This is a genomic window from Dyadobacter sp. CY343 (genome assembly GCF_021390335.1).
Lineage (GTDB): Bacteria > Bacteroidota > Bacteroidia > Cytophagales > Spirosomataceae > Dyadobacter.
On record NZ_JAJUXK010000001.1, the window covers coordinates 1,173,028 to 1,196,895 of the forward strand.

The following is a 23,868-nucleotide window of genomic DNA, read 5'->3' on the forward strand; positions in this document are numbered from 1 at the left end:
CATGAAATTCAACATTACGCGCTTAAAAGTGCTGCTATGCTTCGCCGGAATGCTTCTTGCGTTGGGCTTGCATGCGCAGTCGACCAGGTTGCTCACCGGGAAGGTGATTTCCGAGGATGACAAGCAGCCGCTTCCTCACGTCACTGTTTTGCTCAAAGGAAAAAGCATTGCCACGGAAACTTCGGTGGACGGGGACTATTCTATTCAGGTAAGCGGTGATGACGTGATACAATTCAGAATGGTGGGTTACGTGATCCAGGAAGTGCCGGTGGGTGCTTCCCAAACGCTGGATATTTTTCTAAAACCGGATGTTTCTTCATTGAATGAAGTCGTGGTAACCGGTTACGGTTCAGCCAGTCGAACCAAAATCACCTCGTCCATTGCCAAGCTGGATTCCAAAGTTCTGGAAACGGGAATGCGCTCGAATCCGGCACAGGCATTGGCAGGAACCATCGCAGGCGTAAGGGTTGCGACTTCAACGGGCCGCCCGGGTTCGGTTGCCAGCATTACATTGCGTGGCGGGACCAATTTCGATGGCAGCGGAAGTCCGCTCATCGTGGTCGATGGGCAGGTTCGCGGTTCATTAAGCGACATTAACCCGGACGATATCGAAAGTATGGAAGTGTTGAAAGATGCTTCTGCCACAGCCATTTACGGGGCACGTGCGAGCAACGGTGTGGTTTTGATCACTTCCAAAAGAGGAAAAGCCGGCTCCTCATCCATTACATTCAAATCCAAAACCGGGATCAATTTTCTGAATGTTCCTTATGATTATCTTAATGCAGAGGACTACATTAAATGGACGCGGATGGGCGTGGTAGAAGCCATTAAAAATGGCGTGACAACTTCCTCATTGCTAAGCGGCGTTGGTCCGCGCGGAACAGGAAACTTATATAAAGATGCCAACGGAGCCATTCTGGACGGAAACTACGATTCCCGCGCCATATGGAGCACCATGCGCCTCACCGACCAGAACCGCGAATTGCTCAGTGCAAATGATGGCTGGAAAACGATGAAAGATCCCATCAAAACCAATGAAGCAGGAGCCTACGATCCGAACGGCACGAATGCAGATCTGATTTATAAAGACTTCAACTACGGCGAATATGCATTCAAATCGCCCGCGATCTCACAGGATTATAACATTGGGATGAATGGCGGAAATGAAAAAGGCGGTTACTATGCGAATTTGGGCTATTATAATGAAGACGGGTTGTCGCTCGGCACATTTTACCGTCGGTTAACCTTTACATTAAATGGTGATTATAAGATCAAAAGCTGGCTGAAATCCGAAAGCAGCCTTGCTTTTGCAAGAGCCAACTGGCGCGACCAATCCCTGCAAAACGGGGAAGCGAATTACTGGGGAAGGATGCTTTCGGCGCCGCCAACTATGCGCGGGACGAATGCGAACGGCGAGTTGATCCTGGGCCGGGACGCCAGCGATGGTAATCCAAGCCTGAACATTGATAAGTATAAAAGAAGAAATCAGTCGGACAAATTCACGCTCGGGCAGGCATTCAAAGTCGATTTCAGCGATGATTTGTTTCTGCGGATCGGCGGGATTTTAATGTATGACGAAGCCGAAAGTGAATCTTTCAACCGCGATTACCGGATTGGGATTATGAACCCGGCGAATCCGAATACAGGCTGGAACCGCGACAGGGCATCATCGGCTGGTTTCGACCGTACTATTCGCCAGACTTACAATGCCATTTTAAACTACAAAAAATCTTTTGGCAAGAATTACATCGACGCCATGGCCGGATTTGAATATTACGATGAAGCCACCCGTGGTTTCAGTGCGGCAGGACGCCTGGCACCCACGGACAACTTCCAGGACCTGGGCTTAACGATCAATGACGCAAACACGCGCAGCGTTGATTCCTACCATACGCAGGAGCGCATTATCTCCGGTTTTGCAAGGTTGAACTACGATTACGACGGCAAATATCTGGCCTCGTTTACAGTAAGGCGTGACGGATATTCCCGACTCATCGGCAACAACCAATTTGGTACTTTTCCTGCATTCTCGGCTGGCTGGCTCGTGCATAAGGAGCAATTTATGGCTGCTACGCAGCAGTGGCTTTCTTTCCTGAAACTCCGCGCGAGTTATGGCAAGAACGGGAACATTGGCATTGGCACAAACAACGGGATAGGCGTTTACGAGCTGCAAGGCTCATATGGTTCGCAAATTCCTTACAACGGCAGCATTGGATTTTTGCAAACCGGCGTAGCCAATCCAAATCTGAAATGGGAAAAGAGCAACACGGTGGAAGCTGGCGTGGAAACGGGATTTTTCAATAACCGTATCACCACCAACATTGCCGTCTACAACCGCGTAACTACGGACAAGATCGCCAGCGTATTGTTGCCAACCTCAGCTGGTGTGGCCAGCGTTCGCACCAACAACGGAAGCATGCGGAATCGCGGGGTGGAATTGGAAGGTGTTTTCAAAGCAGTGCAAAAGCAGGATTTTACGGTGCAGATCGGGGCTAATGCAGCCTGGAACAAGAATATGGTTTTGAAACTGCCATTTAACGGCAATGAAAATAACCGGCAGGGCGGACAGCGCATTTATGATCCAAGATCAGGCAATGTCGTTTGGGCGGGCGGCTTGCAGGAAGGGCAGGAGCCAGGTGAAGTCTTTGGTTATGTGAGTGACGGCATCATCCGCACGGGAGAAGATCTGGACAAATACAATAAGATAGACATCGCTGCCGGCGAAGTGCAATATGGCGCATCCGCCGGAAAACGGGTTGCCAGCAACGCATTGATCAATTCCAAAAACCTGAACAGGGCCACTTACATTTCAACCCAGCTGGGCGATATGATGTGGAAAGACCTCGATCAAAACGACACCATCGACACGCGTGATATGGTTTCACTCGGAAGGACTATCCCGAGATGGACGGGCGGTTTCAATACCCAGATCCGCTGGAAAAATCTTTCGCTTTTCGCCCGGATGGATTTCGCCTTGGGACACAAACAAATGGACTTCCAGCAAATGTGGTCACTGGGCAGTTTTCAGGGAGAATTCAATGCAACCGAATTGGTAAAAGACACCTGGACGCCGGAAAACCCGAATGCGAAATATCCGCGCTACACCTGGGCAGATCAGCTGAATTCCAAGAATTTCGACCGGCCGAGCAGCATGTTCTGGGTGAATTCGTCATACCTCGCAATCCGTGAGATTTCACTGAGCTACACCGTTCCTTCTTCACTTTTGCAGCGTGCAAAAATTGCGGGATTAACATTTACGGCCACCGGCCAGAACCTGGGCTATATCACCAACAAAATGCTGAGCCTGCCAGAACGCACCGGCTCGCAAAACAGCGCTTATACTATTCCTACAACCCTTATTCTTGGAGCCAACTTCACTTTTTGACATGATGAAAAAGATCAGAACTTACATTTGTTGGGCACTGCTTTCGGTGCTGGGCAGCTCCTGCCAGGATGCGCTCGAACTTGCGCCGCAGGATTATTTTGGCGATAGCAACTTTTGGCAGAACGAATCGCAGGTTAGTAATTTCATGTTGGGTTTGCACAAGCAATTCCGGGATAACCAGTTCCAGTTTCTGCGCCTGGGTGAATTACGCGGCGGTACTTATAGCACTGTCGACCGTCAAGCGACTTCTCTGAACGAGCTTCCGGTGATCGAGCAGCGTTTGGAAGAAACATCTTCCGGAGTAAGCAACTGGGCAGGGTTTTACGGGCCGATTTTGCAGCTTAACCTATTTATCCAAAAAGTAGAAGCAATCTCTTTCCTGCCTGAAACGCGCAAAAGCTATCTTTTAGGACAAGCTTATGCGATGCGTGCTTACTATTATTTCCACTTACTGCGGACTTATGGTGGCGTGCCGCTGGTGCTCGAAGCGGATGTTTTGAACGGAACTACGGATGCAGTGCAATTACGAAAAGCGCGTGCAGCTGAGGCCGATGTGCTGGCGGCGATCAAGGCTGATGTGAACAAATCAATCTCACTTTTCGGCGCGCAAGCTGCGGCTACGGATAAAAGTCAATGGTCGCCGAATGCGGCTTTGATGCTCAAAGGAGAAGTTTTACTATGGTCGGCCAAGGTGTATCATGCAACAGCCGATCTCGCGGAAGCCAAAACTGCTTTGAATGCGGTGACGGGCAGTGCGTTACTCCCCAATTTTGCCAACGTTTTTGCCTATAATCAGAAAAACAACAGTGAGATCATTTTTGCGATCCGCTTCCGGGTAGGTGAGGCTGAAATGGGTAATGTGGCGGCTTACACTTATTCCACATTTAACTTCAACGGGCTGCATTACAAGGATTCAACGGTCAGCGCGGGAGTCGGCAATTTTCTGGTTGATCCTTTGACATTAGCCGCGCCTAATTCCATGCAGGTGATCCAGCGCTATGCGTACACTTTTGAGCTGTTCCAATCTTACGATGTGGCCGACACGCGACGGAATGCTACATTTTATGATTTTTATAAAGTCAACACGGACGTGAAGCCTTTTGTAACAACCATTAAAAACACTGCGCTGGTGAAATTCCTGGGAATCATTGATGCCAACAAACGCTACTTTTCGGACGACTGGCCGGTGTATCGGGAGGCTGACCGATTGCTGATGCTCGCTGAGATCACCAATGCAGAAGGCGGCGATCCAACTGCATTTATTCAGCCCGTGCGCGACCGCGCTTTTGCGCCTGCCAAGGATCCGAAACCATTTAAAAACGCCGGAAAAGATGCCAATGAACTGGCGATTTTTGAAGAGCGTACGAAGGAATTTGTACACGAAGGAAAACGCTGGTACGACCTCCGCAGGATGAAGTATGGCGCTGAACCACTTATATTTAAGACTACAAGCCATCCTTACGGCCTGCTCGACAAAACCACGCAAGCTTACCGGATTCTATGGCCGATTGAGGCTAACATCTGGACCAATGATCCGCTGGTGGCGCAAACGCCGGGCTACCAAACCGCAAAACCAAATTAAGCATCAGATTATCAACATTATATTATGAATTTACATTTGAAAGGCCTCATTGCCGCTCCGTTTACACCCATGCACGCCGACGGCAGCCTTAACCTGGATCTGATCCCGGCGTATTATCAATTTTTGAAACAAAATGGCGTAACCGGCGCATTCATTTGCGGCTCTACGGGTGAAGGCGTCTCGCTGACAGTTTCGGAGAAAAAGCAGGTGGCCGAGGCGTGGGCAGGTTGTGCAAAAGCGGATCAGGATTTTACCATTATGCCTTTGCTGGGCGGGACCTGCATTGCAGATTGCATTGAATTGGCAAAACATGCTGAGCAGATCGGTTTGGATGCGGTTTCATTCACGAGTCCGTTTTATTTCAAACCGGCTAATGTGGAAATGCTGGCCGAATGCATCATCGCCGTTGCCGAAACGGTGCCGCAAATGCCTTTCTATTATTACCACATTCCGGTGCTCACCGGCGTAGGTTTCCCAATGTTTGATCTGCTGAAAGCCATCGACGGGCGGCTTCCAAACTTTGCCGGGATCAAGTATACGCACGAGGATTTCATGGATTTTCAATCATGCCTGAATTTCCGGAATGGCAAATACGATATGCTTTGGGGCCGCGATGAAAACATGCTTTCTGCCCTGGCTGTCGGTGCGAAGGGTGCGGTCGGCAGCACATTCAACTATGCGGCGCCGCTTTATTATGAATTAATAGAAGCTTTTGAACAGAACGATATTGTTAAAGCAGGCACATTACAGCAGAAATCAATTGATATGATCCGTTTGCTGGGCAAATATGGTGGAATTTCGGTCGGTAAGGCTTATATGAAGGTGGTGGGGATGGATTGTGGTAAATTTCGCTTACCCGTAAAAAATATGAGCGACGCGCAGTTTGAAGCATTCCAATCGGATGTGGCTGCGCTGGATTTCGATTCGTTTAAATCAGGTCAGCTTATGACCAAAAACACTCATTAATGCAGCTCCGAACCGCTTTTTTCTGTCTTCTTTTTTGCTTACAAATTATGTGGTCACCTACGCTGCGCGCCCAGGATCAGAAGGCGAATGAAATCGTCTGGTCGGAACTTGCCAACCTGCCTGCTCCCGCAAAGGACGAAAAACAGCTGGGCGTTGCCGGAGCATTCACAGGCGTCCATAACGGCGTATTGATCGTCGCGGGCGGAGCCAATTTCCCCAATGGGATGCCGTGGGAAGGTGGCAAAAAAGTGTATCGGGATGAAGTTTATGTTTTGCAAAAAAAGCAGGACAGTTACGAATGGATTACACCAAAGAAGCCTCGCTTGCATGTAAAAATAGCATATGGGGCGAGTGTTTCCGTGGCGGATGGGATTGTTTTTCTGGGTGGAGAGCTGGAAAATGGTGTGACTAATAAGGCTTTTATGATGCAATGGAATGCTGCAAAAAATGAAATCATTTCTAAACCCTTACCGGATATGCCGGTTGCGCTGGCCAATGCCGGCGCGACCAGCATTGGTAACACGATATATGTGGCGGGAGGCGAAAACAATGGCAAGCCGTCCAACCATTTTTTTGCATTGAATCTTTCGGACGCCGCACCGAAATGGGAGATTTTACCTGCATTGCCGGTTGCTATGTCGCATTCGGTGGTGGTTTCACAGCATAATGGAAAGCATGCGCAGGTGTATGTGCTTGGCGGCAGAAGCGCGACGGCGAGCGGGGTCAGTGATCTGCACAGCAGCAATTTTAGTTATGATCCGGCTAAAAAATCCTGGCAAAAACTCGGCGATATCAGCGATGGAAAGCAGGTTACCACGTGGTCTGCCGGAACGGGCGTGGCCAGTGGCGCTTCCTACATTCTGCTGATCGGCGGCGATAAAGGCAATGTGTTTCACCAGATCGAAACATTCAATGCACAAATTGCGCAAGCCGGAACAGCGGAATTGAAACAAAAGCTGCAAGCGGAAAAAGTCGCATTGCTGACTTCCCACGAAGGTTTTAGCAAAGACATTTACTTATACAACACCATTACCAATGCCTGGACAACCGTGGGCGAGCTGCCGGGAGCCGCACAGGTGACGACCACGGCGGTAAAATGGAACAACGACATTATCATTCCCAGCGGAGAGATCCGCCCTGGAACCCGCACGCCCGTGATCACGAAAGGCAGCATTCAGCACAAGCCATTCTTTTCGTGGATCGACTCGGCTGTTTTGGGGATTTGCTTTTTATTAATGACGGCCGGACGGTTTTTATTCACCGGCAAAACCAGCAACACAGACGATTATTTCAAAGGCGGCGAGCGCATTCCCCAATGGGCTGCCGGCATCAGCATTTTTGGTGCAAAGCTCAGCGCCATCACATTCATGGGCATTCCGGCCAAGACTTACGGCACGGATTGGACTTACTTTTTCCTGCTCATGACGATCATTATGGTGATGCCGCTGGTCGCCAAATTCTTTATTCCGTTCTACCGGCGGCTGCACGTCACATCGGCCTACGAATATCTGGGCAAACGCTTCAATTATGGCTCGCGCGTCATGGCCTCGGCGCTTTACGTGTTGCTGCAAATCGGGCGGATGGGCATTGTGGTGCTGCTGCCAAGCATTGCGCTGACGCTGGTAACGGGCATAGACATCAACATTTGCATCATTATGATCGGTGCGATCAGTATTTTCTTCACGGTCAAAGGCGGCATTGAGGCGGTGATCTGGGTGGAAGTGATCCAGGTTCTGATCCTGGCCACGGGCGCATTGTTCTGCCTGTTTTATCTTCCATTTCACATTACCGACTGGGATGCAGGCATCAATGCCATTAATCATGCTGATAAATTAAAGGTTTTCGACTTCCGTTTCGATTTCACCGAACCGACGTTCTGGGTGGTGGTCATCGGCGGGTTAGCGATCAATTTGCTTACCTATGGCACCGATCAAACTACGGTGCAGCGCTATCTGACGACGAAATCCGAGAAGGAATCGATCAAAAGTTTGAAACTCGGCGCGTGGCTGACATTGCCTTCCACATTGGTCTTTTTCTCGATCGGCACGTTGCTCTTTTTGTTTTTCCGCGAGCATCCGCAGGAGGTTAATATGGCTTTGAATGATCAGGACAATATTTTTCCTTGGTATATCGTAAGCCAGCTTCCTGCCGGTTTGTCTGGGCTGCTCATCGCAGGCATTTTTGCTGCGGCTATGAGCAGCACCGAGGCCAGCATGAACTCCACCGCCACATTATTGACGACGGATTTTTACCAAAAATTCAAACCCGGCGTTACGCCAAAACAAACGCTGTTCTTTGCCCGAACCACCACATTACTGCTCGGCATTTTCGTCACCTGCATCGCGTTGTATATGGCGCATAAGGGTGTTTCTTCGCTCTGGGATAAGTTTAACACCATTCTCGGCCTGTTTACCGGCTGCATTGGTGGCGCATTTATCCTGGGGATTTTCACCAAAAAAGCCAGCGGAAACGGCGTGATGATCGGGATGGGCATCAGCTGTTTTACGCAGATCCTCATACAGCATTATACCAACATTCACTTGCTGATGTACGCATTTACCGGACTGGTTAGCTGCGTGGTTTTCGGTTACATTTTTAGTTTGATCATGCCCGCCGAGCGCGATTTGAAAGGCTTAACCATGTACGAATGATGATTCGGATAGTAAAATATATCATTGTTCTACTGCTCAGTATTGGTTATACCAGTGCGCAAAATTCGGCCGTCTCTGAATTAAAACTGGCTCCCGTTTTTTTAGATCATATGGTTTTGCAAAGGAACAAACCCATTAAAATTTTCGGAAAGGCAGCCAATGGTGTTCAGGTCCAGGTAAGTTTTCAGGATAAAACATTGGCTGCAAAATCGGATGAATCGGGTAAATGGCAGGTTATTTTTCCTGTTTCCCAAGCGGGCGGTCCTTATGCCGTTACTGTTTCGGCAAACAATCAGAAAATCAAATTAACCGACGTGATGATCGGCGATGTGTGGCTGTGTTCCGGTCAGTCCAACATGGATTTTCCCTTGCGGGCTTCGAAAACAGGTCCGGATGAGTTGAAGGCAGGCGCATGCGATGCCCGGATCCGTGTATTGCATCGGGCTGGAATAGTTTCTACCTATAATGTGGCTTGGGATTCTGTTACACTGACCAAGATCAACCGCAACGAATATTTTACAGGACAATGGGAAGCGCTGAGTGTCCAATCCGCAGCTTCCTTTTCAGCAGTGGGTTATTATTTTGGGAAAAAAATAGCTGCCGACCAAAACGTCCCCGTTGGCCTTATTCAGGTTGCAGTCGGTGGTTCCCCAACAGAATCCTGGGTAGATGCAAAACGACTGGAGCAAGAGCCAGATCTCACAGAAATCGTAAAGGATTATACGCATTCCAAATATGTGATGGAATGGTGCCGGGAGCGAATCGGGCAGAATCTCGTGAACGCAACAGATTCAAAACAGTTGCACCCGTTTCAGCCGGGATACAATTTCCAGGCTGGAATTTTACCCCTTACTGAGCTTCCCATTGCCGGCGTAATCTGGTATCAGGGAGAAAGCAATGCCCATAACGTGGATGGGCACGCGCGTATTTTTGAAACACTCGTAAGTGACTGGCGACGAAAATGGGGTTATCCGTTTCCTTTCTATTATGTGCAGTTATCCAGCATTGAAAGACCCAATTGGCCCGAATTCAGGGATTCGCAACGAAAGCTTTTGAACAAAATGCCCAATTCGGGTATGGCAGTAAGTCTCGATCTGGGCGATTCCCTGGATGTGCATCCCACACAAAAGAAGGAAGTTGGCGAGCGGCTCGCATTGCTTGCACTTCGGGATACATATAAAAAGAATGTCGTAGCCGAAGGGCCGGTTGCGGAAAAAGCAATATTCAAACACGGCGAGATCAGGATTCGGTTTTCAAATGGGAAAGGTGTTTTTCCAAAACAAAAAAGCCTTTTGACCAAAAACAACGCACGGCTGACGGGCTTCGAATTGCTGACGGAAAACGGGAAACGAATGTCTGTAAATGCGAGAATTTCAGGCAATGAAGTCGTGATCGGCGTTCTGGCTGGTGCGCGGATCAGCACCGTTTTGTACGCATATCAGCCCTTTACGCGGGCTAATCTTTATAATGAGGCGGGATTGCCTGCTTCGACTTTTTCAATAGCAGTAAAATAAAAAGCAATGCATTACACAAAAGCAGAACTGCAAAACCTGGGAGATTTTTACAAAAATCAGCTCTTGAACGACACGCTGCCGTTTTGGTTTCCGAGGTCGCTGGATGAGGAGTTTGGCGGATATCTTTTAATGCGCGATCACGACGGCACATTGCTCGATGATGACAAGGCCGTTTGGATACAAGGCCGCACGGCATGGTTGCTGGCGACATTGTACAACACCGTGGAGCCCAGACAAGCATGGCTGGAAGGAGCCAAATCAGGAATTAATTTTTTGAATAAACATTGTTTTGACACCGACGGGCGCATGTTTTTCCACATGACACGCGCCGGGGAGCCCATCCGCAAACGCCGTTATTTCTTTTCGGAAACATTCGCCGTGCTTGCCAATGCGGCTTATGCAAAAGCGAGCGGGGACCAGGAAGCCGCGGAAAAGGCGCGCTATTTATTCGGTAAATGCATGGAGTACGCAACCACGCCCGTACTGCTCGAACCCAAGTTCACTTCCACCAGACCTGCCAAGGGAATCGGTGTGCCGATGATCCTGATGAACACCGCCCAGCAACTGCGCGAAACCATCGGCGACCCGCGTTGCGATGCATTGATCGACGGGTTTATCAAGGAAATTGAAAGTGATTTTGTCAAAGACGACATTCAATGTGTGATGGAGCAAGTCGCCCCCGACGGCAGCATTATCGACCACATCGACGGCCGCACGCTCAATCCGGGCCATGCGATAGAGGGTGCATGGTTTATTTTACACGAGGCCAAATACCGGAACAATGACCCGCACCTGATCGCGCTCGGCTGCAAAATGCTCGATTATATGTGGGAACGCGGCTGGGACAAGGAATTTGGCGGGATATTCTATTTCCGGGATGTGTATGGCAAGCCGGTGCAGGAATACTGGCAGGATATGAAATTCTGGTGGCCGCATAATGAAGTAATTATTGCCACGCTGCTGGCTTATACGCTTACCCAGGACAAGAAATACGCGAAAATGCACACGATGGTGCACGATTGGGCCTACACCCACTTTCACGATCAGGAAAATGGGGAATGGTTTGGTTACCTGCACCGCGACGGAAGTGTGGCGCAAACAGCCAAAGGCAACTTGTTCAAAGGCCCGTTCCATTTGCCGAGGCAGGAGTGGTATTGCGCGCAGCTGATGCAGGAGCTGGTCGGTGACGGAGCGGAGAATAACATTTTTGAAATTGAAAAACAGAACGCTTGAACATGAAAATCATAAAACTAACCCTCATCGCATTACTGATTTGCCAGCTCGCCGTTCAGGCGCAGACGCCCGTTTTTGTTTCCGGCGCAGAAGGTTATAAATCTTTTCGTATTCCCGCCATTGTGCGCGCACCGAATGGTGATCTGCTCGCATTTGCAGAGGGTAGGGTGGCCGGAAGCGGGGATTTTGGCGATATTGATATTGTCATGAAACGCAGCAAAGACAAAGGCAAAACGTGGTCTGCATCACAAGTGGTGGCGGGCTACGACAAGCTGCAAGCCGGAAATCCGGCTCCGGTGTTCGACCTGAGCGATCCGGCATTTCCGAAGGGGCGGTTGTTTTTGTTTTTTAACACAGGAAATAACCACGAAGGCGAAGTGCGCAAAGGCAAAGGACTGCGTGAGGTTTGGTATAAAACATCAACCGATGCGGGCGCAACCTGGGCCGAACCTGTCACCATTACGACACAAGTTCACAAACCGAAAATGCCGGACGTGAATGCGGCTTACAATTTCAGCGAAGATTGGAGAAGTTACGCGAACACGCCGGGGCACGGCATGCAAATGACGGAAGGGCAATTTAAAGGCAGGATCTACATTGCAGCCAACCACTCTGCCGGCGACCCAAAACCAAAAGGTGCGGATTACCAGGCACACGGTTTTTACAGCGATGATCATGGCAAAACATTCAAACTAAGCGAAACGATATCGATCGAAGGTTCCAATGAATCCACGGCCGCCGAAATTTCGGGAGGCAGGGTCATGTTCAATGCGAGAAACCAGAAGGGCGATGTTCGCGCGCGGATCGTGGCGGTCAGCAGCGATGGCGGAGTGAAATGGGACACCACTTATTTTGACCATAACCTGCCCGATCCCGTTTGCGAAGGAAGCATTCTGACCATTGGTAAAAACAAAAAACACAACATTCTCGCATTCTCCAACGCAGCCGACACCAAAGAACGCGACAACCTCACATTAAGGATCAGCTTCGACGACGGTAAAACATGGAAGCAAAGTTACGTGGTCGACAAGCGCAAAAACGGCGAAAAGGATTATACAGCTTATTCCGATCTGGTGCAGACCGGCAAGAAAACAGTGGGTGTTTTGTATGAATTTGATGGTTATAAATCGATTGTGTTTAAGGAAATGAGTTGGAAGGATTAGCGTTATTGGCTGTTGCGACAATGGAGGTAATTGTTTGCTTGCATATGTCTCCTTGCTGATTGACATAATGATCAGATTGACTGAGCAAATCAAGGATTTATGATGGAGGCAGTCAATGCTTATGCCTGATCGCACAATTAAGGTAATCCCGTTGAACAATTTCAAATCGATGGCATAACTTTTTAGTCTTAGCCAACTATCTATATTTAATAAAACACTATATCGAAATGGGAATAAAGACAGGACCCAAAAAAGTTGCTAAGTCGACGGAAGAGCCAGACAAGCGTCAACGGGACAATAAGGAATCTCCAGGCAATACGCCTTCCTTGAAACCGCACAAGCATAAAAAAGGCGATTAGCTTTTTTTACAGCTTGAAAATTATCGCACGTAGCTATCGTTAGGCTAGGGTCATTCCTAGCCTTTTTTGTTCGCCCTGGCAGCAGTTCCAGATGCGAGTCGGTTTGTTTCAGCCTCAACTTAGAGTGAATTATGATGATCTCCTGCGTACCGGTGCAGTGTCGCGGAGAATATTCTGACTATTTATACTAAAAAGCCCTGCTCAGGTGGAAGCAATCATGCAGAAGCGGTTACAGGGGCTAACGGAGGAGCTCGATGTTTTATCAAATGACATGTATATCACATCGTCAAATGATCAGGCTCATACCATGGTACATGTGGAGATGGTTGATTTGCATTCAAAACCAAAAAAATCAGAATGGAACTTCAACCGAAAACACAGACATTGCTAGCTCTCTGGAAAGAAGCAAGGACACGTTTCTCAAACCAATTAATAAACCTTCAATCACAGGACCTGATCCGAAAATTACCTCTCACGCAAAATAGCGTGGGCTTCCTGATCCGGCATATTGGAGATGTGGAACTGTTATTTGCTAAAAACATCTTTGGCAGCAAACTCACAGTAAGCGCGAAAACATTGATCGCCCAGCACGATACAGGAGAATGGACCGATCTTCCCAGCCTGCTTGCCTATGTGTCTTATTCGGCAAAAGCGTTGGAGAATGCTATTAGTCTGCAAAGTGATCAGGATTGGGATACTGAGATTGTAACCAAGGAGTTTGGGGTGAAAACAAAAGCGGAATCGCTCGGCAGGATCATATCTCATACTGCACATCACGGTGGGCAACTGGCCATTATCCTCAAATATGCAGACGGCGTGAAATAGCGGCCCGGCATTTCAATTGATGTCAATTACCTGCTCGCTGCAAAATTGCGATTTACCTTGCGACCAGATCAGTTGTGCCAGCCACTGGCCTTTTTCTAAAATCTTGGTTGGAATGGAATGAACTGGTTTGCTGGTCGGATTGACTTTGAACGAGATATTCTCAAGGCTTGTAGAAGATTTTGAGAATACAATTCTAATGTTACCTGGACGCCTGGTGGAAGGTTCTTAATCAGGCATCGGCAATTTATACTTGATCGCATTGGAAAGAATGGCCCCTTCCTCTGGCCTTGGGTGTGTTTAGATACTCATTACGATAATGTACATGGTTTTTTGCAAAACGCTGTGGTATCAGTGTTTCGATTCGTTTGCCTATCAGATCCATATCGGCATAGCCAAAAAGCTCCTTGGCTTTCGGGTTTACCATGATTATCTCACCTGATTTTTTAACGACTACAATGCCTTCTGTTGCATGTTTGAATAGGGCATCTAGCATCTCAATATGTCGTGAAATTGCCTTGGTTTGTATTAAAATATCACTAAACATAGACAATATAGGTTAAGGAGGTGACTTAGACAAGCGATTAACAAAAGCATCACAATGCCATCGAGGGTGCAGCGAAACATTTTTTACCTTTTGTTGCGGCCCTCGTAAAGGGCTATCCATTCCAAGACGGAAATCTTTGACTTTAATTCAGATAGCAGCTTGTATTCTGTCGGCAGGAAGCGCATCAATAAATTGGTTTAGGGAAATAGCCATTTTAAGCGATAGCAGGTTAGATCTAAAAATAAATCAATATGACATTATTTGCTAGGTACAGGAAAATTTATGCCTCTGACGCCGAGTACGTCCAGACAGCTTCCGGGCAATGGTTGACAACGTTTTCCGCAATGCTGCCCAGCATGAGATGTGTCAAACCGGTATGTCCGTGCGTAGACATGGCTACGATTGAGAATTCGAGTTGCCGCGCAAATCTGATAATTCCTTCTTCCTCTGTTTTGGCTTGCTTGACCACTGCCAGGTAGTTCTCTAATTCGTAAAACCGCGCAAAGTTTGTCAATGCCATTTTCAGTTCCTGGTCCTTCTGCTTCGATTCCGGGGTTTTGACATGTAGCAAATAAAGCCTCGCATTAAAAAAACCTTGCAATGCTTTCACTTTTTCGATCAACCCGCTCTTATTCAATTCGATGGTAGTAGGGAAAATTATGTTTTTGATTTGATCAACTTTCTGATTCTTGTGAACGGCGAAAACCGGGACAGGGGAGCTTCGGACAATCTTCTCCGTATTTGAGCCTACCAAAATTTCGCTAAGCCCGCTGGTACCGTTTGTTGCCATCACCACAAGATCAGCATGCTGCTTGTGAATGGACTTTAAAATAGCATGATTGAACAGACCTTGTTCAATAGCCAGTTTCACAGGAATATTCCCGGTATCTACCTTTTGCCTAAGTTCATCAAAATCCGCAGCGGCCTGTCGTTTCAGTTCAGCGAGAATAGACATGGAATCAACATAATATGGATTTGTTTCAAGGGTCTCAATGTAGTTCGGAGTCAGGTTAATGACATGTAAAACGGTCACTTCTCCTTGGCTTAGAGTCGCAATTTCAATAGCAAATCGAAGCGCCTGCTCAGAGGCCTTCGAAAAGTCACAGGGAACCAGAATGTTTTTCATGGGACGAAGTTTTTGGTTAGTTACAGTGCTAGTTCATTTCCATTTAAAATAAAGGAATTGAGGACTTTAATACCTTGATAAGGCTTAACTCAGTTTATGATTTTGGTCACTCAGCGCGATAATTCCCTCCGTTTCCAAAACTTGTAAATCTCAAACCAGTTAACGGATATAAACCCAACCAGAATACTGAGTAAAGTCTGAACGATGTTGGGAGCGTCGAGCTTAAACAAGGCGCTCAATGTGGGTGTAAAAAAGATGAGCATGCAAAGCGAAACCGATATGGTTAAGACCCATCCAACCAGGTCATTTTTGTATTTCAACGTCGAAAAAATTGATTTTTGAAATGAGCGGTTGGCCAGTGTCAGAAAGAAATTAGCGGAAATGAGACAGATGAAAACCAGCGATCTGGTCATCGGCTCACCGGAGCCAGTCATTAACGCATACCAGTAAACGCCGAACAAACCCGCCGTAATGACCAGGCCCTGGATGATGCTGAGCAGCAATTCATTTGTACTAAACAAGCTGCTGGTGAAAGGGCGGGGCGGCTGCGATAAAGCATCTTTGTCGGCAGGCTCATTTTCGTAAACGATCGAGCATGTAGGTCCCATAATCAGTTCAAAAAAGATGACGTGTACGGGAGTGAAAATCTCTGCATACTTCCATCCTAGAAGCAATGGTACAAATACGGTCAGGATAATGGGTATGTGAATGGAAATGATGTACCGGATCGCTTTTTTCAGGTTGGTATAAATTCTTCTTCCGGCCGCAATGGCGTCCACCATTCCGGACAAATCATCATTTTGCAGAATGAGTGCAGACGCTTGTTTGGCAATTTCGCTTCCCTTCTTGCCCATGGCTATGCCAATGTGAGCCGCTTTGAGCGCGGGGCCATCGTTTACGCCATCGCCGATCATCGCTACAATTTCGCCATTGGCTTTCAGTGCATTGATGACCCGAAGTTTTGCCTCGGGAAACATACGCGCAAAAATCCGGGTATCTGTTACTGTTTTTCTCAGGTCCTGATCATCCTGTCCGAGAAGGTTCTGCCCAAGCAGGACATTCTCAGCGCCAGGAAACCCGACTTGCGATGCAATGTTCTGGGTTGTGGCGGCATTGTCGCCAGTAATGATCTTGATCTGTATGCTAGCGGAGCAGGCTACCAAGAGAATGACGAAGGTCATATCGTTTCAGAAGCATGGTCAGTCGGATGTTTTTCTGTTGGCCAATAGCTTTGCCGTATATCGGCTGCCGTAAAACTGACTAATGTCAGTCAGAAGAGTAGGCAAGGTCATCGGAAAGAGCTATATATCAGGATAATTTGGCAGGAAATTGACTCACCTTACTACTCCTGCGCATGAAAAAAATATTAGTACCCTGCGATTTTTCAACAGCTGGCAGACAGGCGGTTGGGTTTGCCAGAGAGATTGCACAAGGGAGTCACGGAGAAGTGAAAATTCTTCATGTTATTGAAGCCCGATATCTATACGGGAACGGTATGGCCGACCAGCCTTACTTGCTCACCGATCCCTCGCTTGCGGTCGCTGAGCTGATGGAGGATGCCGAGAAAGAATTTGAAAAAATGAAATTAGCGTTAGGTGAGACAAGTGTGCCGATCAGTTTATCTGTAGAAACAGGTCCTTTGATTGAAACAGTCATCAATGTAGCTGATCGTGAAAATGTCGACATGATCGCCATGTCCACTATGGGCGCACAAGGTTTCAAAGAATTCTTTGTCGGATCCAGTGCCGAGAAGACCGTGCGTCGCTCTCCAATTCCCGTATTTGTGACCCACCAAATGCAACATTTGAGGGATGTACAGGATATTATCGTACCTACATCAATGAACTTGACGGAAAATGAATTTTTGACACAGGTCAAGACCCTGCAAGCACGCTTCGATGCAATTCTGCACGTGCTTTACATCAATAATTATCCAATGAGCTTGGTCCATGATGAGGAGGCAACAGTCAGCCTGCGGAGCTACGCCAACTTCTAGCGTTTCGGCCGATGTAGCCAACCACGCGCATTTGCTTACCTGGACCTGCGTGCAGCAATCTCTGACATCCAGCTTGATAAAGGCAAAATGACCGGGCTAGATGCCCGGTCAGCCTTAGGTATGTGCTATAAAAAGTGGACTATCCAATTTTTCCATCAGCACATCTGCCATACTTTGACGAAACCACCGCGACACCAGATTACGCTGATAAGCGCCTAATACAACCAGCGGTGGTCGCTCACTTTCTTTTAAATATCTCACAATTTCCTGTTCGGCAGCACCATGCAGCACACGATAGCTGGCATTTTGAAAGTGCCTTCTGGAAAACTCCTTCATAAGGCGGTTGTCCGGCACGTGCAGGTTCTCATCCTGTGGTTTAACGGTTAGTATCTCGACCGGAAGCATTTTCATGAATGGTAGCAAATAACTGAACATCTTGATGGCAAACATGGATGAAGGCTGTCCATCGTATAAGAGTACAATCTTATCAACTAGCTCGAAATCTTCCGGTACCACCAGCACCGGGCACTGGATATCGCCCAATAGATCTCGAAGAAAGCCGGTGGGCGGTATTTGCGGAGAAGGCGATAGCGTTTCATTTTTGCCAATGATCAAAAGATCGGCATAAACCGTTTCGTGCAATAATTCCGGCAATGCAAAATTCCGGTCGTGGTGGATGTTAAATTCAATGTCGGCCTTTTGGCAAAGCGCGGTAAATTTCTCAACCGATTCTGCCCGTGAAACAAGGTCTTCCTCATTGAGCTTGCGGAGTTGCTGCTCCCAGGGTTCCAGGCGTGGTGCCAGTTCATAAACGGAATAGCTATGATAGCTAAAATCTTCTAAGAACACCCCGACCAGATGGGATTGGGTTTCACGTGCAATCTGAATGGCAAATTGTACCGTGCTTTCCGCGTATTTGAGTCCGTCGATGGCGGCAATGATCTTTTTCATAAGGTTTCTGGTTTAATGGTGAGCAAAAAAGAATGGTAAGTCCAGGTTTTCAAGCAATGAATCGGCTGTGCTCGGCGATAGCAGCGTACACCTCGGCAGAGTTGGTGATATCCTGGGGACGCTGGAAACAACAACCATTCCATCTTTGATCAATGAAGCGGCATGGTTTGCATTTGTAATCTTTGAGATCAAAGCCGTATTGGCGATCCGTGATAAGTCCTGTTTCATGATTCTACTTTAATGCGTGAGCTGCGATCCGCGCCCAAGGGGAGTCAATGGCGATGTAGGTATTCACAGCGGAAGCCCCGATAAAAATTATAAAAAAAGCTGCCCTGGTAAATCCAGGATGCTTTTTAGCAGTCCAGATTAGGGTTATGGCAACCAGATTGCTGGCAGCATATGCAGCCCAGAATGCGAGCGGTGATATTCCGTATGTTTCCATGGTTTATCAGATGAAAGTGATAGGTTTACCGGCAATAGACAAATATGGCATCTGCTTCCACTCAGTGCGTAGGTGATGACAACCGGGACGGTGTGAGGTAACAGATAAGGGAGCGCATAGTTAACTATTGATTCTGTATCAAAGTAACCGTATGCAAGCCTCGAATAGGCTGACGATGAATAGGTGACGATATGATTTACGTCAGCTTTCACTGGTTATGAAAAATGAATATCCCGGCTAAGCGGGTTGTAAAGACACTTTGAAACAAGATCCCTGACCTATTTCACTGTCGACCTGGATATATCCGCCCAAGGCTTCAATCTGAAACTTTGTAATAAATAACCCTACACCTCTGGCATCTGGATTTCCATTAAATGTTTTGTACATTCCAAATAGGTCCTTGCCGTGTTTTTGCAGGTCAATTCCAATACCGTTATCCTTAATGCGAAATTGTAGGTGGGTGTCGGTGCAAACCGTGTCAATATTGATTTTCGGAGCCCTGACCGGATGTCGGTATTTCAGAGCATTGCTAAGAAGATTTAAAATAATGCTTTCCAGATAGGCCGGATGTGCCAGGACGTGCAGCCCCGGGTCAACATTCGTCAATACCGAGGCATTCAATGATTTAATTTGCAGGCTTAAAGAATTTATCGTCGTTGAAAGGTGTGCGAGCAAATTGCAGGGCTGATATTTGTCTTTATCATAGTTTTGAATTTTGACCATATCCGATAAATGTTCGACCATGGATGAAAATCCTGTAGAGAGGTCTTTGAGCATCTCAATCAGTGCCGTTTCTTCTACTTTATCTTCGGCAAGATCGTATAACGTGACGAGGGACCGAAGATTACCTGCATATGAGCGGAGATCATGGGCGACGACATTTGAAAAATTTGCAAGACGTTTATTTTGCTGATTGATTACATCGTTGGACTTTGCCAGCTCTTGTTGCAGCAATTTAACATCATTGATGTCAGCTACATGCACAAAGAACCCAAGTGTTTGTCCATCTACTATGTCCGGATAATAATTGGCAAGTGTGTATCTGCTCTTGCCGTTCGGAAGCGTAATCTCCCGCTCAAAGGTTTGGGCATTTCCGCAGAGAACCCCCTGGATGTATGGTAGATTTTTTTCATAAAGTGGGCCTAGCAGCTGTGGAAGCGTAATTTTGTCGATCATATCTTCACTTTTCTTGCCAAACCATTCCAGGTAAGATGCGTTTGCATATCTGCAAACTAAATCCTTATCCCAGTAGGCGATCATAGCGGATATGTGATCCACCACAGACTGGACTAACAATGCTGTTTTCATAAAAAGTAATGTTGGTTCATGCTGCTAGATCTCTTCAACAAAATGCAGCACCAAAATAGTGAAAGGACATGTAATTTCTTATTTGAAAATGCTTGCCAAATTATGTCTTAATAATCTCTTTTCTATTTGAAGCGAAGTATATTACGATTGAACAAAGGAATTAATAACTAAAACGACCCAATCTGATGAAGATCCTGTTTTTTTCTGCTAAGCCTTATGATAAGCAGTTTTTTAACCTGTATAATGAAGATTATGGCTTAGAGATAGAGTATCTTGAAACCCATCTCGGCCCACACATTGTAAACGCAGTTCAGGACCAGGAAGCGGTTTGTGTCTTTGTGAATGATAAGGTGAATGCGGAAGTAATTTCGGTTTTAGCCGAAAAAGGCGTTAAAGTGATTGCGCTGCGCTGTGCCGGCTTTAATAATGTCGATCTTGATGCAGCACGGTCACACGGCATCCGAGTTTGCCGCGTTCCTGAATACTCGCCTCAGGCTGTCGCCGAACATACGGTAGCGATGCTTTTGACCCTGAACCGGAAAACACATAAAGCCTATAACCGGGTACGTGAGCAGGACTTTTCATTGAATGGGTTAATGGGCTTTAACCTGTATGGGAAAACGGTTGGCGTAATTGGGACCGGTAAAATTGGAAGCGCTTTCTGCCGTATTATGCTGGGCTTTGGCTGCAAAGTTATGGCCCACGATTTGTACCCAAATAAAGAGCTTGAAAACTCCGGCGTCGTGTATGCCACATTGCATGATGTGCTGACAAATAGTGATATCATCTCACTGCACTGCCCCCTTAATGAGGATACCCATTATATGATCAATGAAAAGACGATAGCCACCATGAGAACCGGCGTCGCTTTGATCAACACCAGCCGTGGCGGGCTGATTAATACTGCTGACATAATAGAAGCGCTGAAAAGCAAGCAGGTAGCTTATTTGGGCATTGATGTTTACGAACAGGAAGAAAAGCTGTTTTTCCGGAATCTTTCGGGAAGCATCATAGACGATGATGTGATCCAGCGCCTGATTAGTTTTCCCAATGTTTTGGTCACCGCGCATCAGGCATTTTTTACGCAAGAAGCACTTTCCGAAATAGCGCAGATTACCTTGAAAAGCATCAATGAACTTGCTTCCGGGCAGACGCCAGAGAATAATTCTGTTGTTTTGGTATAAACGGGCTGTCGATCATCTAACATAACATTTTCATGAATATTTACATTTTGCTGGCTCACCCTGATAAAAATAGTTTTAATGGGCGGCTTGCTGACGCTTATGAGCAGGAAATGTTACTGGCCGGGCATCAGGTGCGCAGGCAGAATATAGGTGAAATGCAGTTTGACCCGATTTTGTGGAAAGGCTACTCCGTCATTCAGCAACTTGAACCTGTAAAGGTTACTCGTATTGGCAGGGTCAAACATTTGTATGAAGAAAAGCGCAGTAAGATTATCAAGGATATAGCCACAAACTAGTCTCTGCGTTTGGGGCTTAATGCGAGCGGATCACGGTTATCGTTCCTACGGGTGAAGGAGAGGTTAATTACGGTGATTATTTAAGTAAAATGTCTTTAATAACGACATAATAACACCGCCGTCGGGGGGATTTACGTAGGGATTTCGGATAAATGGAAGCTGGTCAGATAAAGAAGTCATTTCATTTTGGGTCAAAGTCTTGTAACCCATCTGCCAGTCTGGAAACGACCTTTCACCAATTTTTCCACCGTATAATCTGGTTACCTGACTGTGTCGGGGATCGCTTGAAATGACACTATAAAGATTACTTACCGTCGACTCGTCTCCCTCAAGCACTTGTATGATGCTGCCGTTGCAATACAGCAATACACCTGTAATGCCCAGTTTGCGGTTCTTTTGCTGACTTTTATTTAACAATTCATCTAGTTCATCAGCAGAAAGCAAGTCGGAAGAACTAATGTAGACAACGCAGAATTCCATCGATAGTTTGGGTTGTTGTACCGTCAATAAAGTTGATGTCACTTGTGGTTTCATGACTAAAATCATGCCACTGGAAAGTTTGCGCGAGTGGCGATCGGGTGCATCCTGTCGCAACCACTTTTTATAGCCGTTTTCGCATTCTCCAACATGCTGGCATACAATTTACACGGGCGCTGCACCAATTTGCCTTGAACAATGCGATACAAAAAAAGACTGAATGCCTTTCTGATCACCCCGCTTTTGGGCGTCATATTGATAATCCTCGCACAGGCCCCTGTTATGGCGCAGCTGCCGCCGATGCCGGAGGATACTGCAAAGCCAGCTCGACCCGTGTATCCGCCCGATTCGCTCGGCCGACGTACACCACGCGGTACCATCGACGGTTTCCTGAAAGCCAGCTACGAAAACGATTACCGGAAAGCGGCCTTGTACGTCCGCCGCGACCCGGCGCTCAAAAAGCGCCAGAACACCCTGGCGCAGGCAAAAGCATTGCAGGCGCTGCTGGAAGTGAATGGCCGGATCTACCCGTATTCCTGGATCAGCAATGAGCCGGAAGGAAAAACCGACGATAACCTCGGCCCAAACCTGGACAGGATTGGTGCCGTCACAATTGAAAATGAATCCTTTGACCTGATCCTCGAAAGCTTCAAAGACAAGCAAGGCAATCCAATCTGGCTGTTTTCGACACAAACCATAGAGCGCATTCCACTCAATGTGAGTGATATCGAGACGAGTACGCTGATCAGTGACATTTCGCCTGCCTTCATGCAAAAAAACAAATGGGGAGGCGCGCCAGTATCACACTGGGTTGCTTCGATCATCCTGCTGATCTTTGCTTATCTGATGGCGTTTGGGCTGGCCAGGCTCGTTATTTTCTTATTGCCAAAATTTTACAAAAAAGCAGGTGAAGATCCGCATGCAGGCGTGATCCGGGCTTTTTCTCTGCCTGTCCAGTTATACCTTTCAACCTGGTTATTTATGTTCCTGAGCCGGGAGGCGGGTATTTCGCTCGTAGTTCGGCAACGGTTCGGAAACCTCAATCTCATCGTTGGGGTAGTGGCGGTAATGCTGCTCATCTGGCAGTTAATCGATGTAATTGGCGGGGTAACAGAACACCGCCTTAAAAAGCATCGCAATCAGGCAGCAGTGTCGGCGATCCTTTTTTTTAGAAGAGCTATAAAAACCGCATTAGTCGTTGTGGGTGTGATTATGATCCTGGATACGCTCGGTTTTGATGTAACAACCGGTATTGCCGCGCTCGGGATAGGTGGTATTGCGCTGGCGCTCGGCACCCAGAAAACCGTTGAAAACTTTGTCGGCAGCGTGACGATTATCGCGGATCAGCCTGTTCGGGTCGGTGATTTTTGCAAGATAGGCGACATTTCCGGAACCATTGAGCGCATCGGAATGCGCGCTACGCAGGTCCGTACAAATGACCGGACCGTTGTTACAATTCCCAATGGAGAACTTTCATCGTTGAAAATTGAAAACTATGCGCATCGCGAACGCCTGTGGTTTCACCCCATCTTCAATCTGCGGCTTGAAACCACACCGGACCAGATCCGTCAGCTGATCCAGGATCTGCGAAGGGTATTGCTTACCCACCCGCGGGTTAATCCCTCGCCTGCCCGTGTCAGGTTTGTAGAAATAGGGCCTGGCGGCCTTCAAATCGAGGTATATGCTTACGTTGACACAGCGGACTTCGATGTTTTTCTTGAAATACAGGAAGAGCTGCTCTTGAAAATGATGGAAGTGATCACCAGCAGCGGTACGAGCCTGATGCTTCCTTCTCAAACGGTTTATTATGCCAAAGATCACGGTCTACCCCAGCAGGAAAGCCCGATCATTCCCCCGCAATGAGGT

The 23,868-nt window shown here is 47.4% G+C and carries 21 protein-coding genes; 13 read left to right on the plus strand and 8 right to left on the minus strand.

The window, feature by feature from the left end; translation table 11 throughout:
• The first annotated feature begins 1 nt into the window (after window position 1).
• From LZG94_RS04870 to LZG94_RS04905, 9 genes are all read left to right on the plus strand, one after another.
• Entirely contained in the window at window positions 2-3,385 is a 3,384-nt protein-coding gene (locus tag LZG94_RS04870; protein ID WP_233790807.1) for a SusC/RagA family TonB-linked outer membrane protein, read from the plus strand.
• A gap of 1 nt (window position 3,386) precedes the next feature.
• Window positions 3,387-4,967, plus strand: coding sequence for a RagB/SusD family nutrient uptake outer membrane protein (locus LZG94_RS04875; RefSeq protein WP_233790808.1), 1,581 nt, complete (start codon window positions 3,387-3,389; stop codon window positions 4,965-4,967).
• A 24-nt stretch (window positions 4,968-4,991) separates the two neighbouring features.
• Window positions 4,992-5,933: a dihydrodipicolinate synthase family protein gene (locus LZG94_RS04880; protein WP_233790809.1), complete on the plus strand. Its 942-nt coding sequence runs from the start codon at window positions 4,992-4,994 to the stop codon at window positions 5,931-5,933.
• Between the two features lie 47 nt (window positions 5,934-5,980).
• Complete coding sequence (locus LZG94_RS04885) at window positions 5,981-8,584, plus strand: sodium:solute symporter family transporter (RefSeq protein WP_233790810.1); 2,604 nt, start codon at window positions 5,981-5,983, stop codon at window positions 8,582-8,584.
• Window positions 8,581-10,098: a sialate O-acetylesterase gene (locus LZG94_RS04890; protein ID WP_233790811.1), complete on the plus strand. Its 1,518-nt coding sequence runs from the start codon at window positions 8,581-8,583 to the stop codon at window positions 10,096-10,098. The genes LZG94_RS04885 and LZG94_RS04890 overlap by 4 nt, the downstream gene beginning before the upstream one ends.
• A gap of 6 nt (window positions 10,099-10,104) precedes the next feature.
• Window positions 10,105-11,331 carry an AGE family epimerase/isomerase gene (locus LZG94_RS04895; protein ID WP_233790812.1) on the plus strand — a complete coding sequence of 409 codons (1,227 nt, stop codon included), beginning with the start codon at window positions 10,105-10,107 and terminating at the stop codon, window positions 11,329-11,331.
• Between the two features lie 2 nt (window positions 11,332-11,333).
• On the plus strand, window positions 11,334-12,494 hold the full coding sequence (locus LZG94_RS04900) for an exo-alpha-sialidase (RefSeq protein ID WP_233790813.1): 1,161 nt from the start codon (window positions 11,334-11,336) through the stop codon (window positions 12,492-12,494).
• A gap of 227 nt (window positions 12,495-12,721) precedes the next feature.
• Complete coding sequence (locus LZG94_RS26350) at window positions 12,722-12,853, plus strand: hypothetical protein (protein ID WP_255700588.1); 132 nt, start codon at window positions 12,722-12,724, stop codon at window positions 12,851-12,853.
• A 357-nt stretch (window positions 12,854-13,210) separates the two neighbouring features.
• Window positions 13,211-13,678 carry a DinB family protein gene (locus LZG94_RS04905; protein ID WP_233790814.1) on the plus strand — a complete coding sequence of 156 codons (468 nt, stop codon included), beginning with the start codon at window positions 13,211-13,213 and terminating at the stop codon, window positions 13,676-13,678.
• A gap of 244 nt (window positions 13,679-13,922) precedes the next feature.
• Here the strand turns inward: LZG94_RS04905 and LZG94_RS04910 are convergent, their stop codons facing one another.
• The 3 genes from LZG94_RS04910 to LZG94_RS04920 all read right to left on the minus strand — a co-directional run bounded on the left by LZG94_RS04910 (window position 13,923) and on the right by LZG94_RS04920 (window position 16,529).
• Window positions 13,923-14,222, minus strand: a complete 300-nt coding sequence (locus tag LZG94_RS04910; RefSeq protein ID WP_233790815.1) for a PAS domain S-box protein — start codon at window positions 14,220-14,222, stop codon at window positions 13,923-13,925.
• 280 nt (window positions 14,223-14,502) lie between these two features.
• A complete protein-coding gene (locus LZG94_RS04915) occupies window positions 14,503-15,348 on the minus strand; it encodes a universal stress protein (protein WP_233790816.1) in 846 nt (281 codons plus the stop codon).
• Between the two features lie 110 nt (window positions 15,349-15,458).
• Window positions 15,459-16,529, minus strand: a complete 1,071-nt coding sequence (locus tag LZG94_RS04920) for a cation-translocating P-type ATPase (protein WP_233790817.1) — start codon at window positions 16,527-16,529, stop codon at window positions 15,459-15,461.
• Between the two features lie 173 nt (window positions 16,530-16,702).
• Between LZG94_RS04920 and LZG94_RS04925 the strand changes: the two genes are divergently transcribed.
• A complete protein-coding gene (locus tag LZG94_RS04925; protein WP_233790818.1) occupies window positions 16,703-17,344 on the plus strand; it encodes a universal stress protein in 642 nt (213 codons plus the stop codon).
• Between the two features lie 114 nt (window positions 17,345-17,458).
• On the opposite strand, the gene LZG94_RS04930 is transcribed toward LZG94_RS04925, so the two are convergent.
• From LZG94_RS04930 to LZG94_RS04945, 4 genes are all read right to left on the minus strand, one after another.
• The gene (locus LZG94_RS04930; RefSeq protein WP_233790819.1) at window positions 17,459-18,295 is read right to left on the minus strand and encodes a universal stress protein; all 837 of its coding nucleotides are present in this window, start codon (window positions 18,293-18,295) and stop codon (window positions 17,459-17,461) included.
• Between the two features lie 12 nt (window positions 18,296-18,307).
• Window positions 18,308-18,523 (minus strand): hypothetical protein, encoded by a 216-nt coding sequence (locus tag LZG94_RS04935; protein WP_233790820.1) that lies wholly within the window; start codon window positions 18,521-18,523, stop codon window positions 18,308-18,310.
• 4 nt (window positions 18,524-18,527) lie between these two features.
• On the minus strand, window positions 18,528-18,737 hold the full coding sequence (locus LZG94_RS04940; protein WP_233790821.1) for a hypothetical protein: 210 nt from the start codon (window positions 18,735-18,737) through the stop codon (window positions 18,528-18,530).
• A 237-nt stretch (window positions 18,738-18,974) separates the two neighbouring features.
• The gene (locus LZG94_RS04945; protein ID WP_233790822.1) at window positions 18,975-20,045 is read right to left on the minus strand and encodes a PAS domain-containing sensor histidine kinase; all 1,071 of its coding nucleotides are present in this window, start codon (window positions 20,043-20,045) and stop codon (window positions 18,975-18,977) included.
• A 185-nt stretch (window positions 20,046-20,230) separates the two neighbouring features.
• Between LZG94_RS04945 and LZG94_RS04950 the strand changes: the two genes are divergently transcribed.
• A complete protein-coding gene (locus LZG94_RS04950) occupies window positions 20,231-21,229 on the plus strand; it encodes a 2-hydroxyacid dehydrogenase (RefSeq protein ID WP_233790823.1) in 999 nt (332 codons plus the stop codon).
• A gap of 32 nt (window positions 21,230-21,261) precedes the next feature.
• The gene (locus tag LZG94_RS04955; RefSeq protein WP_233790824.1) at window positions 21,262-21,525 is read left to right on the plus strand and encodes an NAD(P)H-dependent oxidoreductase; all 264 of its coding nucleotides are present in this window, start codon (window positions 21,262-21,264) and stop codon (window positions 21,523-21,525) included.
• 63 nt (window positions 21,526-21,588) lie between these two features.
• Here the strand turns inward: LZG94_RS04955 and LZG94_RS04960 are convergent, their stop codons facing one another.
• On the minus strand, window positions 21,589-22,071 hold the full coding sequence (locus tag LZG94_RS04960; protein WP_233790825.1) for a BLUF domain-containing protein: 483 nt from the start codon (window positions 22,069-22,071) through the stop codon (window positions 21,589-21,591).
• Window positions 22,072-22,200: 129 nt separating this feature from the next.
• On the opposite strand from LZG94_RS04960, the gene LZG94_RS04965 reads away from it, so the two are divergent.
• Window positions 22,201-23,865: a mechanosensitive ion channel family protein gene (locus LZG94_RS04965; RefSeq protein WP_233790826.1), complete on the plus strand. Its 1,665-nt coding sequence runs from the start codon at window positions 22,201-22,203 to the stop codon at window positions 23,863-23,865.
• Window positions 23,866-23,868 lie beyond the last annotated feature (3 nt).